The organism is Mesorhizobium shangrilense, from assembly GCF_040537815.1.
GTDB classification, from domain to species: Bacteria; Pseudomonadota; Alphaproteobacteria; order Rhizobiales; family Rhizobiaceae; genus Mesorhizobium; species Mesorhizobium shangrilense.
The window spans coordinates 566,026-581,495 of the sequence record NZ_JBEWSZ010000001.1 but is presented as its reverse complement, the minus strand read 5'-3'; the positions used below and the strand labels follow the sequence as shown (position 1 = coordinate 581,495).

Sequence of the window (15,470 nt, the reverse complement as noted above, 5' to 3'; positions counted from 1 at the left end):
GTAGAGTTCGCCTCAGTTCAACGGAGGCGGGAATGACCAAACCTTATTTCAAGAAATTGCTCGGCGCGCTGGTCGCCTCATCTGTCCAGTTCGGCACACTGGGTTTCGCGTTTGCCGACACCACCATCCTCAACGTGTCCTATGACCCGACGCGCGAGCTTTACAAGGCCTATGACGAAGCCTTCGCCGCGCATTGGAAGGCCGAGACCGGTGAGACGGTCACCATACAGCAGTCGCATGGCGGATCGGGCGCCCAGGCCCGCGCGGTGATCGACGGCCTCGATGCCGACGTGGTGACGCTGGCGCTGGAAGGCGACATCAACGCCATCGTTTCGAAGTCGAAGAAGATCAACCCCGACTGGCGCACGAAATTCGAAAACAATTCCGCGCCCTACACCTCGACCATCATCTTCCTCGTCCGCAAGGGCAATCCCAAGGGCATTCATGACTGGAACGACCTGGTCAAGGATGGCGTCCAGGTGATCACGCCGAACCCCAAGACCTCCGGTGGCGCGCGCTGGAACTATCTCGCCGCCTGGGCCTACGCCAACGCCAATGATGGCGGCGACGAGGCCAAGACCAAGGAATTCGTCGGCAAGCTCTACGCCAATGCCCCGGTGCTCGACACGGGCGCGCGCGGCTCGACGGTGACCTTCGCGCAAAAAGGCCTCGGCGACGTGCTGATCGCCTGGGAAAACGATGCCTACCTGGCACTGGATGAATTCGGCGCCGACAATTTCGAGCTCGTCTACCCGCCGACGTCGATCCTGGCCGAGCCGCCGGTGGCGATCGTCGACGCCAATGTCGACGCCAAGGGCACACGCAAGGTCGCCGAAGCCTATCTGGGCTGGCTCTATTCCAAGGAAGGGCAGACGATCATCGCCAAGAACCACTATCGTCCGGCGAAGCCAGAGCTTGTGGCGGCCGAGGATCTTCCTAAAACGCCTGCGATCAAGCTGATCTCCATCGACGATCCGCTCTTTGGCGGCTGGAAGAAGGCGCAGCCTTATCATTTCGGCGACGGTGGTATATTCGACCAGATCTACAAGCCGGCCCAGTAAGTGGCTGGGGAGAGGCCTAGGGGCTTCTTCCCGAAGGCCTTCGGACCATAGTGCCAAGCAATCTGGTTGAATAAAAAGGGACGATCCAGAATTCCATGACCACAGCACCCGCGCAGGCGGGGTGGCGGTTCAGACAGCCGAGTGTCATTCCGGGTTTCGGATTGACGCTCGGCTTCTCGCTTGCCTACCTCACCCTCATCATCCTCATTCCACTGTCCGGGCTGATCTGGCGCTCGGCCGCCCTTGGCTGGCCTGAATTCTGGGCGATCGCAACCGACCGCCGCACCCTCAATGCGCTGCGCATCAGCTTCGGCACCGCCTTCATCGCCGCCCTGGTCAACGTCGTCTTTGGCACACTTGTCGCCTGGGTGCTGGTGCGTTACCGCTTTCCCGGCCGCCGCGTCGTCGATGCCATGGTCGACCTGCCCTTCGCCCTGCCGACGGCGGTGGCGGGCATCGCACTGACCACGCTCTACGCGCCAAACGGCTGGATCGGCCACCTTCTGGCGCCACTCGGCATCAAGGTCGCCTACACACCGCTCGGCATCGTCATCGCGCTGGTGTTCATTGGCCTTCCCTTCGTCGTGCGCACCGTGCAGCCGATCATGGAGGAGATCGACAAGGAGGTGGAGGAAGCCGCGGCAACGCTTGGCGCCAGCCGCTTCCAGATCATCACCCGCATCCTGTTTCCAGGCCTAGCGCCGGCCATCATCACCGGCTTTTCGCTCGCCTTCGCGCGCGGCGTCGGCGAATACGGATCGGTCATCTTCATCGCCGGCAATCTGCCTTACAAATCGGAGATCGCGCCGCTTCTGATCGTCATCCGGCTGGAAGAATACAATTATCCGGCGGCGACCGCGATCGCAGCGATCATGCTGGCTCTGTCGTTCGTGATGCTGCTCGTCGTCAATCTGGCACAGACATGGAGCCGCAAGCGCTATGGCTGACCCCGAAATCAAATCCTGGGAACCGCATCATGAAAGCCGCTCAGCGGCGGTGACCGAGAGCCGGCCGGCGCAAGCCGTGCTGATGACCATCGTCTTTGCCTTCCTTGGCATCTTTCTGCTGCTGCCCCTGATCATCGTCTTCCACGAGGCCTTCGCCAAGGGCATTGGCGCCTATCTGCAGTCGCTGGGCGATGCCGACACCCGCTCGGCCATCCGGCTGACGCTGCTGGTGGCGGCGATCTCGGTGCCGCTCAACATTGTCTTCGGCATCTCCGCCGCCTGGGCGATCGCCAAGTTCGAGTTCAAGGGCAAGGCCTTCCTGACCACGCTGATCGACCTGCCCTTCTCGGTCTCCCCGGTCATTTCCGGCCTCGTCTACGTGCTTCTGTTTGGGGCGCAGGGGCTGCTCGGCGGTTGGCTGAAGGCGCATGGCATCGTCATCCTGTTCGCCGTGCCCGGCATTGTGTTGGCGACCGTCTTCGTCACCTTCCCCTTTGTCGCGCGCGAGCTGATCCCGCTGATGCAGGAACAGGGCAACGGCGATGAGGAAGCAGCACTTTCGCTCGGCGCCAATGGCTGGCAGACTTTCTGGTATGTCACGCTGCCCAACGTCAAATGGGGGCTGCTCTACGGTGTGCTCCTGTGCAACGCGCGCGCCATGGGCGAGTTTGGTGCGGTGTCCGTGGTATCAGGCCATATACGCGGCCTGACCAACACCATGCCGCTGCATGTCGAAATCCTCTACAATGAGTACAACGCGGTTGGCGCCTTCGCTGTGGCTTCGTTGCTTGCGGGCCTGGCGCTCGTCACGTTGGTCTTGAAAACACTTCTCGAGATGCGCTACGGCGCCGAACTCGCCGCGACGCGCGGACACTGAAAAATGCATATCGCCCAAAAGTGGCTACCGGTTTTGGGATAACCACATGCATCCACGACAAAGGGACTATTGATGGAAGTTCGCGTTGCCAACGTGCGCAAGGAGTTTGAGCGGTTTCCCGCGCTCCACGACGTGTCGCTCGACATCAAGTCGGGCGAGTTGATCGCCTTGCTGGGGCCATCCGGTTCCGGCAAGACGACGCTGCTCAGGCTGATTGCCGGGCTGGAGCGGCCGACGCGCGGCAAGATCTTCTTCGGCGACGAGGACGCCTCGCAGAAGTCGATCCAGGAGCGCAATGTCGGTTTCGTTTTCCAGCACTACGCGCTGTTCCGGCACATGACCGTCGCCGACAATATCGGTTTCGGCCTGAAGGTCCGCCACGGATCGACGCGTCCGCCGGCTGCGGAAATCCGCCGCCGTGCCTCGGAGCTTCTCGACCTCGTCCAGCTTTCGGGCCTCGAAAAGCGCTATCCGGCGCAGCTTTCCGGCGGCCAGCGCCAGCGCGTGGCGCTGGCACGCGCCATGGCCATCGAACCCAAGGTGCTGCTGCTCGACGAACCGTTCGGCGCGCTCGATGCGCAGGTGCGCCGGGAATTGCGCCGCTGGCTGCGCGAGATCCACGACGCCACCGGCCACACCACCGTCTTCGTCACGCACGACCAGGAAGAGGCACTGGAGCTTGCCGACCGCGTCGTGGTGATGAGCCAGGGCCGGATCGAGCAGGTCGGCACCGCCGACGACATCTACGACACCCCGAACTCGCCCTTCGTCTACGGCTTCATCGGGGAATCGAGCTCGCTTCCCGTCAAGGTCGAGAACGGCGAAATCTGGCTTGCCGACCGTCCGATCGGGCTTTTCGCGCCGCACGAACCCTCGGGCGATGCGACGCTGTTCTTCCGCCCGCACGATGTCGAACTGATGGACGGCTGCAGCGGCTGCATCGCCGGCACGGTCGCCGCCAGCCGTCGCGTCGCAGGCACAAGGCGCGTCGAACTCGAAATCGGCGGCGACCGCCAGCGCGTCGAGATCGAACTGCCGGTCAACCATCCGGCGGCACAGAAGAGCCGCGTGGCGTTCCGGCCCGGTCGTTGGAAGCTGTTTCCGGCCACCTGATCCTCGGTCGGCCTATACCAGCCAGTTCTCGACCTTCAGGCCCTTGATCCGGCTGAACTCACCCGTGTTTGCCGTCACCAATGAACAGGTCGTTATGGCCGATGGCCTGGTCCATGCCTTCCAGCTCGGCGCGAAGTGCGCCGTATCGGTCACATTCGCATCGGCCGGTTCTGGAACGATTGTGCACCCAGATGCCTTCAACGCGCCGCCAAAGGATGCAGAATGATTCATCTTGGAAGAAAATCCTAACAACTGCCTGTTCCGGCAATAACTTTTCTCGCCGAAGGGTCACACGGCCCCTGCGCGTGCCTCGTCGCGCACCGCGCGCCACGGCTATGTTCGCGCGATAAACGAATTGCACTGGAGACCCATTTTCATGAAGCGATTTTTCCTGGCCACGGCAACCTTGGCCGGCCTCTTCCTGGCATCCTCCCAAGCCTGGTCAGCCGACAAGCTGCTCAACGCATCCTACGATGTCGGCCGTGAACTGTTCGTGCAGGTCAACAAGGCCTTCGTCGCCGAGCATCCTGGCGTCACCGTCGACCAGTCGCATGCCGGGACCTCGGCGCAGGCGCGCGCCATCGCCGAAGGGCTCGCCGCCGACGTCGTCACTTTCAACCAGGTCACCGATGTCGACTTCCTGGTCAAGAAAGGCCTCGTCTCCGCCGACTGGCAAAAGGACTTTCCCGACAACGCCTCGCCCTTCTATTCGCTGCCATCCTTCCTGGTGCGCGCCGGCAATCCCAAGCACATCAAGGATTGGAACGACCTGGTGCGCGACGACGTGCAGGTGATCTTCCCCAACCCCAAGACGTCGGGCAATGCGCGCTACACCTATCTGGCGGCAACCGCCTACGCCAAGGAAGCCTTCAAGGGCGACGATGCCAAGGTGAAGGAGTTCATCACCAAGCTGTTCAACAACGTGCCGATCTTCGACACCGGCGGACGCGCCGCGACCACCACCTTCGTGCAGCGCGAGATCGGCGACGTGCTGATCACCTTCGAGTCCGAGACGCGCGGCATCCGCAAGGAGTATGGCGACGACAAGTTCGAACAGGTCACACCCTCGGTCAGCCTGCTCGCCGAATTCCCGGTGGCGATTGTCGACAAGGTCGCCGACGAGCATGGCACGCGCGATCTCGCCAAGACCTATCTGGACTTCCTCTACACGCCGCAGGGACAGGACATCCTGGCTGAGAATGGCAACCGCGTTCGCGACGCCGCCGTTGCCGCCAAGTACAAGGACCAGTTTCCCGATGTCCGGCTGCTGACGGTCGAAGACGTGTTCGGTGGCTGGGACAAGGTGCAGAAGGAGCATTTTGCCGCCGGCGGCCTGCTCGACCAGGCCTATGGCAGCCGCTGACATCTGCATCATCCGCTAGAAATGAGAAAGCCGGCGCTTTGCCGGCTTTTTCCATTTCATGCGCCGGCAACCCGGTCTCCACAGCAATATCGGCTTCATCTGTGAAAAACGTTACGAAGAATCAACGCGTTTGTGCCTAACGTGCCGTTGGGCGGGCTTGTTTTCGCGAAACATCATCGCGTGATCAAAACGTCATTATTTGCACACAAACAGTCGCCAGATGCGAGTGGTTGGGGCTTTATGGGTTGATCTGGGCATGCTGACAAAAAAAGGCAAATACGGCCTCAAGGCCCTCGTGCATCTGTCCGGCCTGCCGGTTGGCCAATTGGCCTTCGTCAACGACATCGCGGTGGCCAACAATATCCCGAAGAAATTCCTCGATGCCATCCTGGGCGAGTTGCGCAATGCCGGCTTCGTCCAGAGCCGCAAGGGCAAGGAAGGCGGCTATCGCCTCGCCCGTCCAGCTGCCGAGATCAAGATCGGCCATGTCGTTAGGGTGCTCGACGGGCCGCTGGCGCCGATTCCCTGCGCCAGCCGCACGCAGTACCAGCGCTGCGAGGACTGCGACGAGGCAACCTGCCAGGTCCGGCACATGATGCTGGAAGTGAGGCAGGCGATCGCCGAAGTGCTCGACAATCGCAGCCTTGCCGCCATGCGCGATGCCGACAATGACGATTTCCCGGTCGAACTGACCTCGCAGATATAGCGGCCTGCATGAGGCTGACGTGGCTCACAAGATCCCGGACAGCCCATCGGAACCGACCGTCCGGCGACCGCTATCGCTCCGAGATCATCGCCGATGCCCCGGTTCCCGGGCGTGAAGAGTCGGTCCTGTTCTTCAGCCGAAAGCTGATAAGGCCAGCAAGGCTGCGGGGGTTCTCGAACAGGGATCCGCGCGAGAGCCTTCTGCTCGGCTTCTATCTCGGTGTGGCGGCATTGCTGCCCGTCGAATGGTGGGCACCTGTTTGCCAGAAAGTGTCCAGGCTCCGCCTGAAGCGCCATATCCGCAAGGACTTTGCGCGCTACGCCAAGGCAGTGCGTGCCGTGCTCGGCGGCGGCATCGATGCGGAAGCACTGTTCATGGGCCTGCTCGCCGCCAACCATCGCCGCCGCCTGACGTTTGCCGCGCATCTGTGCCGCACGCGCTGGTCGCCGCTGATCCGGCTGGAAGGTGCGCACGGCCTGCAAGCCGCGCTGCTGCGCGGTCGCGGCGCCATCCTCTGGTGCGATCTGTTCACCGCCCAGACCATCATCGGCAAGCGCGCACTGCACGAAGCCGGCATCGATGCGCATCAGGTCAGCATCGACTTTCACGGCATCTCCGACACGATATTCGGCCTGCGCTTCCTGAACCCGGCGCTGGTCGAGGTCGAGAACCGCTACCTCAAAAGCCGCATCGTCTTCGATCGCAACGACACCTATCAGGTCACCGCCCGCATCCAGAAGATCCTGAAGAACAACGGCGTCGTGCTTATGACCAACACCATCCAGGCTGGTTCGACCTTCGCGGAGGCGGCGATGGGAGAGAGCGGCTGGACCCATCTTGCCTCGGCGCCGGCGAATTTCGCCGCCAGGGCCGGCACTGCGCTGTTCGCCATGTCGACCTTCGAGACCATCGCGTTTCGCGAATATCGCGCGGTCATCAGCCCCGAACTGGTGCCGGCGGCGAGGCAAGCGTCCGAAACACCGGCGATGGAAGCCAAGAACATGGCGCTGCTGGCTGAATATATCCTGCTCAAGCGTGACCGCCTGCTCGAGGCGCTGAAGCTGCATCCCGAGCAGATGATGTCATGGTCCGGCCATGAGGGGCTTAGCGAGAGACAGGACAGCGTCGCACCCGGCAATGATGCCGGCTTACGGCTTTCGCAATAGGCCGGCAGCCTCGGCGACGATGTCGGCGACCGGGCGCTTCGCATCGAGCGTCAATGCCGCCTCATCCGCTTCCGGTGCTTCGAGAATGGCAAACTGGCTGTCGACAAGGCTTGCCGGCATGAAGTGCCCCCTGCGGTTGGCCACGCGCCGCCGCGCCGTGGCGGGGTCGATCTCCAGATAGAGGAAAACAATGCCGCGGCAAAAGCCGCGCAGGCGGTCGCGATAGCCGCGCTTCAACGCCGAGCAGGTTGCCACCACGCTCAGTCCGCTGCTCACGGATGCCGCGACCTGCTGGCCGATGGCGTCGAGCCAGCCCGCGCGCAACGTGTCGGTGAGCGGCTCGCCGCTGGCCATGCGCGCGACGTTTTCGGGTGGATGCAGCCTGTCGCCCTCGATGAAGGTGGCGCCGAGCGTGGCGGCCAGTCCCTTGCCGACGATCGACTTGCCGCAACCCGCGACGCCCATCACCACGATGGCCGGTGGCGAACCGAAAGCACCCGCGGGCGACTGTGCTGTGTCTTCGCCCACGATACGGATCAGCGGCTTGCCGGCGCGCGGCCGTAGAGCAGGAGCATGGCGACGATGACCACGCCATAGATGATCTGCCGCCCCGCCTCCGGCATCTGCATGACCGACAGGATGGATTGCAGGAGCGTGATCAGGATGACGCCGGCCACCGTGCCGAGATAGGAGCCGCGCCCGCCAAGGATCGAGGTACCGCCGAGCACCACCGCCGCGATCGACGGCAAAAGGTAGGTATCCCCCATCGACTGTGCCGCCTTGGAGGCATAACCGGCCAGAAGCACGCCACCGAAGGCCGAGAGCCCGCCGGACACGGCAAACGCGATCATCACCACGCGGCGCGTATCGATGCCTGACAGATAGGCCGCGCGCTCACGATTGCCGATGCCGTAGACGGTGCGGCCGAAGCTGGTTCGCGAGAGCACGAACACGGTTGCTGCGCCGATGACAGCCCAGATGATGACGGCATTGGGGACGCCGGGAATGGTAAAACCTGTCGCAAGGTAGCGCATGGCTGTTGTGGCCGAATCCTGTGGCGAGAAGCCGCCCGTATAGACGACCATCAGCCCCTGCGCGACCGCGTTGGTGGCCAGCGTGATGATCATCGAGGGTATCCGCAGATAGGCGACGCCGATGCCGTTGACGACGCCGATCAAGACACCGCAGAAAATGCCGAAGGGAATGGCCAGCGCCACCCCGACCGGACCATATGCCGCCGCCGCGCAGGCCATCATCGCGCCCGCAGCCACCGCCCACGGCACCGACAGGTCGATCTGGCCGAGCAGGATGACCAGCATCATGCCGGTGGCGATGACCCCCAGGAACGATGCCACCTTGAGCTGCTGCAGCAGATATTCAGGCGACAGGAAGCTGCGCGAATAGAGACTGCCCAGGAACAGCAGCAGCACGATGCAGGCAAAGGCGGTCAGCACCGCCGGATCGGCGCGGCGCAAAAATTTTGGCATATGTCCGGCGATGCCGCCCAATGTCGTCTCGCTCACAGGAACCACTCCAGCCGGTTGCGGACCCGAAACAGCGCGAAGGCACCGAGGCTGACGGCGATCAGCAGGATAACGCCCTGGAACAGCGGCTGCCAGAGCGGATCGAAATCGAAAACGAAAAGCAGGTCGCCGATGGTGCGGAAGGCAAGCGCGCCGAAGATCGCGCCGATGGCGCTGCCCTTGCCGCCAAACAGCGAGACGCCGCCGAGCACCACGGCGGCGATGGAAAACAGCGTGTAGGAGTTGCCGCTCGCATAGGCCGCCTCCCCCGTATAGGTGAAGAAGGTCAGGAACAGCCCGCCGATGGCGGCCAGCAGCCCGGCCAGCGTATAGGCGGCGAACTTGCCCCGGCGGATCGGCACGCCCGACATATAGGCAGCCGTCTCCGACGACCCGGCGGCGTAGGCGGCGCGACCGAGCACCGAGCGGCTGAACGGCACCCACACCACCAGCACGACGGCCAACAGCACGACGAGGCTCGCCGGCACCACGTCGAACACGCGGCCGGTCAGCGCATCAGCAAAATCCTCATTGACCGAACCGCCGGGAAACGGCCGCAACAGCAGCCCGATGCCGTAATAGACGGCACCGGTGGCTATGGTGGCGACGATCGGTTGCAGCCGCCCATAGATGACGATGGCGCCGTTGATCGCCCCGCACAGGAGGCCGACCGCCAGCACGGCGATGACGCCCAGCGCCGTCTGCGTTGGCGTGCCCACCACCAGCCAGGAGGCCAGGCAGTTGGTGAGCAAAAAAATCATGCCGACGGACAGGTCGATGCCGGCGGTGATCACCACCAGCGTCTGCGCCATGGCGACGAAGGCAAGCAGCACGCCCTTGTTGGCCGCCGTCTGCACGACGTTGGCGGTAAAACCCGCCGGATGGTTCGAGGTGTAGATGATGAACATGACGATGAAGATGCCGAGCGCCAGCAGCGTTCCGCGCTGTTCGGCTAGCCAGTAGCGCCAATCCTTCACGCGTCCACTCCTTGGCTCATCGGGTTTCCTTCGCCGTGAATGTTGAGCGCGCTGGCAATCAGCGCCCGCTCGGTGATCTCGGCGCCGACCAGTTCGCGCTTGACTGCCCCGTCATAGAGAACCAGCACACGGTCGCAGCAGCCGATCAGCTCGTCATAGTCGGTCGAATAGAACAGGATCGCGGCACCCGCGTCGGCGAGCTTGCGCATCAGTTGGTAGAGCTCCTGCTTGGTGCCGACATCGATGCCGCGTGTCGGATCGTTGAGCAGGATGATGCGTGGCTGGCGCATCAACCATTTGGCGATGACCACCTTCTGCTGGTTGCCACCCGACAGCGCGCCGACCGGGATATCCAGACCCGCCGTCTTGATCGCCAGCAAGCCCACCATGTCGTCGATCAGTTGCTGTTCGGCGGCGCGGTCGATGATGCCGCCTTTGGACAACCGGTCGAGCGCGGCGAAAGACAGGTTTTCGCGCACCGTCATCGGCAGCATCAGGCCTTCGGTCTTACGGTCTTCCGGGATCAACGCCATGCCGATGCCGTCTTCGCGCGCGACGGCCGGGCTGGTGATCTTGACCGGTCTGCCGTCGATCAGCACCTCGCCGGTGAGGCCGCGCAGCACGCCGAAGAAGGCGAGCAGCAATTCGCGCTGTCCCTGCCCATCGAGGCCGCCAAGACCTACAACCTCGCCCGCCCTGACGCTCAGCGAGATGTTATCCAGCCGGTCGGTCCAGCTGAGCTTGCGGGCTTCGAGGACTGGAGCGGCAGTTGCTGGTGCCAGCACGGGCTTGGGCGGAAAGATATGGCTGTATTCACGGCCGATCATCAGCTCGACCACTTCATTGTCGCTCTTCGAGCCGGCCTTGTAGCTGGCGACGTTACGGCCGTTGCGAAACACGGTGCACTGGTCGGCAAGCTCGGCGATCTCGTTCATGCGATGCGAGATGTAGAGCAGCGCCAGCCCTTCCGAGCGGAGCCGCTTCAGCACGCCGAAGATCTTGGAGACATCGGCCGCCGTCAGCGCCGAGGTCGCCTCGTCGAGGATCAATATCCGCGGCCTCCTGGCGAGCGCCTTGGCGATCTCCACCATCTGGCGGCGCGACAGCGGCAGGTCCTTGACCAGCGCCAGCGGGTGGATGTCTTCAGCGCCCGCGCGCGCCAGCGCTTCTTCGGCGATGCGGCGCTGCGCCCTTCGGTCGATCATGCCGAAGCGCGTCGGCGGATCGGAAATAACGATGTTGTCGGCGACACTGAGTTCGGGAACCAGCGACAATTCCTGGAAGATGCAGACGATGCCGGCCTTGTTGGCCGCGCCAGGCGAAGCGAACGTCACCTCGCGCCCGTCCAGTGTCATGCAGCCTTCGTCGGGCGCCACCACGCCCGCCATGATCTTGATCAGCGTCGACTTGCCAGCGCCGTTTTCACCGAGGATGCCGTGGATGCTCCCGGCTTCGACCGTGAGTTCGGCCTTTTCCAGCGCCCGCACGCCGCCATAGCGCTTGGACATGCCTTCCATGCGAAAGAGTGGAGCCGCACCGTCCATCAACCCTCCCAAGGCGTTTTCATTCATGGCAGGGCGCCGCGGGATGAGACGCGACGCCCTGCGATATCCAGGGGCGGGTTACTGGTTTTCCTTAGACTGGCCCATGATCTCCTGGGCGCTGAAGTTGATGCCGCAGGTCGGGAAGGAATTGCCGACGAAGAAATTGTCGGATTCCTTCGGGAAGTAATCCGTGCCTTCCTTCATGTTGGGATCCGTGGCGACAGCCAGGGGCAACTTCACCTCTTGCGGCACCACCTCGCCCTCGAGTGCTGCAATCGCGGTCTTGATGGCAACGGCGACCTGGGCCGGGCCGGAACCGGCGGAAGTGCATTTCAGGCCATCGGCCGAATGCGCCGCGCAGAACTTGCGGAAGCCGTTCTCGGTCTCGCCGCCGAACGGCACGAACGGATGCTTGGCGTCGATCATCGCCTGCACGATGCCCGTGTCGCCGCCCTGCCCGGTGATGCCGTCGAACGGACCATTGGTGGCGATCGCGTCGGCGGTCACCTTCTGCGCCACGCCGTCATCCCATTTGCCGGCAACTTCGGTGACATCCCATTTCTTGCCGGACGCGGCGAACACCTCGTGGATGCCGTTGTGGCGATCGGTGTCGACGGAGGTGCCGGCGACGCCGCGCACTTCGAGGATCTTGCCGCCCTTCGGCACCTTTTCGACCAGCCACTTGGCCCACAATTCGCCAAGCCCCTTCTGGTCGACATTGACGTTGATGGCGTCCTTGGTGTCGAGGATGTTGTCGAAGGCAACCAGCACGATGCCGGCTTCCTTGGCACGCTTGATGACCGGGCCGAAAGCGGTCGGGTTCTGCGCGTCGGTGACGATCGCGTCATAGCCAGAATCGATGAAGTTGTTGATCGCCGAGATCTGCGCCGGCACATCCTCGCCGGTCGACACCACCTTGAATTCCTTGATCTTTGCCTTGACGTCGGGCTGCGCCGCATAGGCCTTGGCGGTCTGCACCATCTGGATGCGCCAGGTGTTGGCGATATAGCCATTGGCGAAGGCTATGCGGAACGGACCGGTCTTCTTGGGGTATTTGAAGAATTTGGTGTCGGCGGACCATGGCGCGAAGCAGTCCGCCTGAGCGGCGGGGCCTGATACGACCTCCGGGCCGGCGGCCATGGCGGCGGAGTTGAGCATGACGAATGCACTGGCGGCAACGATGCCACCAACAAGTGACTTGATCATCGATATTCCTCCCATTTGCGATTCTGAATTGTCGTTTCACGCTGTGAAATCTGGCGCCCCCGGCCGGCACTTCCCGCCTGCCCGGTCACACCTTTTCAGGCTGGCAAACCGCCAACCCGATCCCTCCCTTGTCGCCTCGCCCCGTCGAGGAAAATTATCATATTATATATAATAAACAAGCTTGAGCTGTCGCTTATATATAATAAACAGGCCCTAGCCTCTTGCCTCAGCGCCTGCTCAAGCAAAATGGTAGCGCTACCATGACGCAGTGTAAAGCGGCATTTGCAAGGGGTCTCGAAAGCGTGTTCAGCGCGCCGTGCTCTCGCGGCGCATGAGGTCGAAGCCGAGATCGACGACACGCTGCTCCGGCCTGTTGCCGGCAATCGCGGCCAGTGCCATGGCCACAGCGCGGCGGCCGATCTCATAGCGGTGGGTGCGGATGCTGGTGATCGACGGAAACGCCACCTGCATCATGTCGAGATCGTTGAAGCCAACGATGCCGATCGTCTTCGGTACGGCGATCGAGGCTCGGTGGCACTCGAACAACACGCCGAGCGCGATGTCGTCATTGTTGCAGAACACGCCATCCAGCGTCGGCATCTTGGCCAGCGCGTCGCGGAACAGTTCGCGCCCGAGCGACACGCTGGACGGCACCGGCGTGGTGGTGACCAGGCGCGGGTCGAACAGGCCGGCTTTCTCCATCGCCGCGCGATAGCCGGCCAGGCGCCGTTGTGAGCGCGGATCCATGCGCGCGCCGATGAAGCCGATGCGGCGGTAGCCGGCCTCGATCAGATGTTCCGTCGCCGCCCTGCCGCCGTCGAAATGCGAGAATCCGACCATCATGTCGACCGGGTCAGGCCCGGTCTCCATCACCTGCACCACCGGGCAGCCCGCCGTCTCCAGCAGCTTTCGCGATGATGGCGTCTGGTCGATGCCGGCCACGATCAGCGCCGCCGGCCGCTGCGAACCGAACACTTGCAGCAACCGCTCTTCCTCAAGGCCGGAATAATGGGTGTTGCCGAGCTGGATGCGAAACGGGCCGTCCGACAGGCTGTCGTAGATGCCGCGCACCACTTCGGCAAAGACGTTGTTGGTGAGCGACGGGACCAGCACGCCAAACACTTCGGCGCGCGCCGAGGCCAGCGCCCGCGCATTGGGGTCCGGCACATAGCCAAGCTCGTCGACGGCGGCCTGGATCTGGCGGCGCAACTCTTCGGAGACACGCCCCGGCTCGCGCAGGGCACGCGACACGGTGATGGCGCCGACGCCCGCCTTCTCGGCGACATCGGCGATGGTCGGACGGCCGCCGCCACGGCGCGGACGCGGCTTGATCAAGACCGCGGCCCGTGCGCGTGGCCGCCGAAGCATGCCCGCAATACGATCATCCCAGCTGTCGCCATCTCACCGGCCTGTTGCCGCACCCTTGGCCTCTGGCGTCGCGCAGTGCCTGCCGGTTGTCAAGCCGGGGGTGTGCCCCGGGGCCGCGCCCGCCCCTTGCCTCAGGCTGCCACGACAACTCTGTGCTTGGCCTTCCAGATAAACAACCCGATCGCCAGTATGTTGAGCAAATTCCAGGCAATGCCATTGAGGAAGGCGGCTGCGTACGAACCGGTAAGGTCGTAGATCCAGCCTGACATCCAGCCGCCGATCGCCATGCCGAAGATGGTCGCCATCATGACGATACCGATGCGCTGTCCCGCCTCCTTGGCGGGCAGGTATTCGCGCACGATGATAGCATAGCAAGGCACGATGCCGCCCTGCGAAAGGCCGAACACCAGCGACACGACATAGAGCGAGGCGAGCCCGTCAAACGGGATGTAAAACAGCAGTGACAGGCATTGCAGAACGGAACCGATGAGCAGCGTCTTCACCCCGCCGATGCGGTCGGCGACAAAGCCCGAGGCAAGCCGGCTGACAACGCCCGCCGCCATCATGATCGACAGCATGTCGGCGCCATGCGCCATGCCATAGCCGAGATCCATGCAATAGGCGACGATATGGACCTGCGGCATCGACATCGCCACGCAGCAGCCAAGGCCGGCGACGACCAGCAGCCCTTGCAGCGCCGCCGGCGACAGCGAAATCGGCTGTACCGGCCGGCTTCCGGGCGAGCCGACCGCGGCTGCCTCCGGGGCGCCGCGCCGCAGCATCAGAACCAGCGGCACCATGGTGACCAGGCAAAAGATGCCGATTGCCGCATAGGTGAAGCGCCAGCCTTCCGTCTTGATCAGCGTCGGCATGACGGTCGGCCAGATCGCTCCCGCAAGATAGTTGCCGGCTGCCGCCGCCGTGACGGCAACGCCACGCCGACGGTTGAACCAGTGTGAGATATCAGCGATCAGCGGTCCAAAGATCACCGACGTGCCGACACCGATCAGCAGCCCCTGGGCAAGGCTGAATTGCAGTATCGAGGTCGACAGCGCCGCGAGCAGGAGGCCGGCGGCGAGCGCGACCGAGGAGATCAGCGCCGGGATCCAGTAGCCGATGCGATCGATGGCGCGGCCAACCAGCACATTGCCGAAGGCAAAGCCCACCATGGTCGCGGTGTAGGGCATCGATGCCGCCGCGCGGTCGACGCCGAATTCAACCTGCACTGCGGGCAGCACCACGACGACGGCCCACATGCCGACGGCACCGATGGTCGCCAACACCATCGAGATGCCCAGCCGCATCCATGCATAGGCACTGTCGATGCCAGGGCCGGCCTGGCTGGAAGCGGTTTGGGTCAAGGCGTTTCCTGTCGGCGGCTCAGCAAATCGGCGACCGTTTCCGCCACTATCGGCGTATTCGTGGCGCCGAGCAGCGCCACGGCCGGCAAATCCGTGGCTCCAGCCCTATCGCAAGCAGCGTCTCAACCCGATGATTGGCATGTTCCGCTGATCGTGGTTGAAGCAACCGGCCACAGCATTTAACAATGGCGGCCTCTCGGTCGGCGCACGAGCAGCCGTCAGGGCCAATCCTCCCCGAAAACTCCGATATGCCGACCG

Annotated in this window: 15 protein-coding genes; 8 read left to right on the top strand and 7 right to left on the bottom strand. The window is 63.4% G+C overall.

Annotated elements, in window-relative coordinates; translation table 11 throughout:
* Nucleotides 1–32 precede the first annotated feature (32 nt).
* The 8 genes from ABVQ20_RS03180 (at nucleotide 33) to ABVQ20_RS03145 (ending at nucleotide 7,233) form a co-directional block, all read left to right on the top strand.
* Nucleotides 33–1,061: a sulfate ABC transporter substrate-binding protein gene (locus ABVQ20_RS03180; RefSeq protein WP_354458041.1), complete on the top strand. Its 1,029-nt coding sequence runs from the start codon at nucleotides 33–35 to the stop codon at nucleotides 1,059–1,061.
* A 95-nt stretch (nucleotides 1,062–1,156) separates the two neighbouring features.
* Entirely contained in the window at nucleotides 1,157–2,008 is an 852-nt protein-coding gene (gene cysT / locus ABVQ20_RS03175) for a sulfate ABC transporter permease subunit CysT (RefSeq protein ID WP_354458040.1), read from the top strand.
* Complete coding sequence (gene cysW, locus ABVQ20_RS03170; RefSeq protein ID WP_354458039.1) at nucleotides 2,001–2,885, top strand: sulfate ABC transporter permease subunit CysW; 885 nt, start codon at nucleotides 2,001–2,003, stop codon at nucleotides 2,883–2,885. Before cysT ends, cysW begins: the two co-directional genes overlap by 8 nt.
* A 72-nt stretch (nucleotides 2,886–2,957) precedes the next feature.
* Entirely contained in the window at nucleotides 2,958–3,998 is a 1,041-nt protein-coding gene (locus ABVQ20_RS03165) for a sulfate/molybdate ABC transporter ATP-binding protein (RefSeq protein WP_354458038.1), read from the top strand.
* 64 nt (nucleotides 3,999–4,062) lie between these two features.
* Nucleotides 4,063–4,224 carry a hypothetical protein gene (locus ABVQ20_RS40475; RefSeq protein WP_435528319.1) on the top strand — a complete coding sequence of 54 codons (162 nt, stop codon included), beginning with the start codon at nucleotides 4,063–4,065 and terminating at the stop codon, nucleotides 4,222–4,224.
* Between the two features lie 150 nt (nucleotides 4,225–4,374).
* Entirely contained in the window at nucleotides 4,375–5,361 is a 987-nt protein-coding gene (locus tag ABVQ20_RS03155; RefSeq protein ID WP_354458037.1) for a sulfate ABC transporter substrate-binding protein, read from the top strand.
* A 256-nt stretch (nucleotides 5,362–5,617) separates the two neighbouring features.
* Nucleotides 5,618–6,067: an RrF2 family transcriptional regulator gene (locus ABVQ20_RS03150; RefSeq protein ID WP_227346505.1), complete on the top strand. Its 450-nt coding sequence runs from the start codon at nucleotides 5,618–5,620 to the stop codon at nucleotides 6,065–6,067.
* An 8-nt stretch (nucleotides 6,068–6,075) separates the two neighbouring features.
* Complete coding sequence (locus tag ABVQ20_RS03145; protein WP_354458036.1) at nucleotides 6,076–7,233, top strand: hypothetical protein; 1,158 nt, start codon at nucleotides 6,076–6,078, stop codon at nucleotides 7,231–7,233.
* Here ABVQ20_RS03145 and ABVQ20_RS03140 read toward each other — a convergent pair.
* From ABVQ20_RS03140 to ABVQ20_RS03110, 7 genes are all read right to left on the bottom strand, one after another.
* Complete coding sequence (locus ABVQ20_RS03140; protein ID WP_354458035.1) at nucleotides 7,216–7,761, bottom strand: gluconokinase; 546 nt, start codon at nucleotides 7,759–7,761, stop codon at nucleotides 7,216–7,218. The two genes, ABVQ20_RS03145 and ABVQ20_RS03140, sit on opposite strands and share 18 nt — an antisense overlap.
* Nucleotides 7,762–7,769: 8 nt before the next feature.
* On the bottom strand, nucleotides 7,770–8,756 hold the full coding sequence (locus ABVQ20_RS03135; protein WP_354458034.1) for an ABC transporter permease: 987 nt from the start codon (nucleotides 8,754–8,756) through the stop codon (nucleotides 7,770–7,772).
* The gene (locus tag ABVQ20_RS03130) at nucleotides 8,753–9,733 is read right to left on the bottom strand and encodes an ABC transporter permease (protein ID WP_354458033.1); all 981 of its coding nucleotides are present in this window, start codon (nucleotides 9,731–9,733) and stop codon (nucleotides 8,753–8,755) included. The genes ABVQ20_RS03135 and ABVQ20_RS03130 overlap by 4 nt, the downstream gene beginning before the upstream one ends.
* Nucleotides 9,730–11,277 (bottom strand): sugar ABC transporter ATP-binding protein, encoded by a 1,548-nt coding sequence (locus ABVQ20_RS03125; RefSeq protein WP_354462109.1) that lies wholly within the window; start codon nucleotides 11,275–11,277, stop codon nucleotides 9,730–9,732. Before ABVQ20_RS03125 ends, ABVQ20_RS03130 begins: the two co-directional genes overlap by 4 nt.
* 78 nt (nucleotides 11,278–11,355) lie before the next feature.
* Nucleotides 11,356–12,483, bottom strand: coding sequence for a sugar ABC transporter substrate-binding protein (locus tag ABVQ20_RS03120; protein WP_354458032.1), 1,128 nt, complete (start codon nucleotides 12,481–12,483; stop codon nucleotides 11,356–11,358).
* Between the two features lie 306 nt (nucleotides 12,484–12,789).
* Entirely contained in the window at nucleotides 12,790–13,818 is a 1,029-nt protein-coding gene (gntR, locus tag ABVQ20_RS03115; RefSeq protein WP_354458031.1) for an HTH-type transcriptional regulator GntR, read from the bottom strand.
* 164 nt (nucleotides 13,819–13,982) lie between these two features.
* A complete protein-coding gene (locus ABVQ20_RS03110) occupies nucleotides 13,983–15,212 on the bottom strand; it encodes an MFS transporter (protein WP_354458030.1) in 1,230 nt (409 codons plus the stop codon).
* Between the last annotated feature and the right edge of the window lie 258 nt (nucleotides 15,213–15,470).

Excerpts from the sequence above, each read along its gene's own strand:
- ABVQ20_RS03180 (WP_354458041.1), top strand. The coding sequence starts at position 33 with ATGACCAAACCTTATTTCAAGAAATTGCTCGGCGCGCTGGTCGCCTCA.
- ABVQ20_RS03150 (WP_227346505.1), top strand. The coding sequence starts at position 5,618 with ATGCTGACAAAAAAAGGCAAATACGGCCTCAAGGCCCTCGTGCATCTG.
- cysT (WP_354458040.1), top strand. The coding sequence starts at position 1,157 with ATGACCACAGCACCCGCGCAGGCGGGGTGGCGGTTCAGACAGCCGAGT.
- cysW (WP_354458039.1), top strand. The coding sequence starts at position 2,001 with ATGGCTGACCCCGAAATCAAATCCTGGGAACCGCATCATGAAAGCCGC.
- ABVQ20_RS03125 (WP_354462109.1), bottom strand. The coding sequence starts at position 11,277 with ATGGACGGTGCGGCTCCACTCTTTCGCATGGAAGGCATGTCCAAGCGC.
- ABVQ20_RS03120 (WP_354458032.1), bottom strand. The coding sequence starts at position 12,483 with ATGATCAAGTCACTTGTTGGTGGCATCGTTGCCGCCAGTGCATTCGTC.
- ABVQ20_RS03165 (WP_354458038.1), top strand. The coding sequence starts at position 2,958 with ATGGAAGTTCGCGTTGCCAACGTGCGCAAGGAGTTTGAGCGGTTTCCC.
- ABVQ20_RS03145 (WP_354458036.1), top strand. The coding sequence starts at position 6,076 with ATGAGGCTGACGTGGCTCACAAGATCCCGGACAGCCCATCGGAACCGA.
- ABVQ20_RS03155 (WP_354458037.1), top strand. The coding sequence starts at position 4,375 with ATGAAGCGATTTTTCCTGGCCACGGCAACCTTGGCCGGCCTCTTCCTG.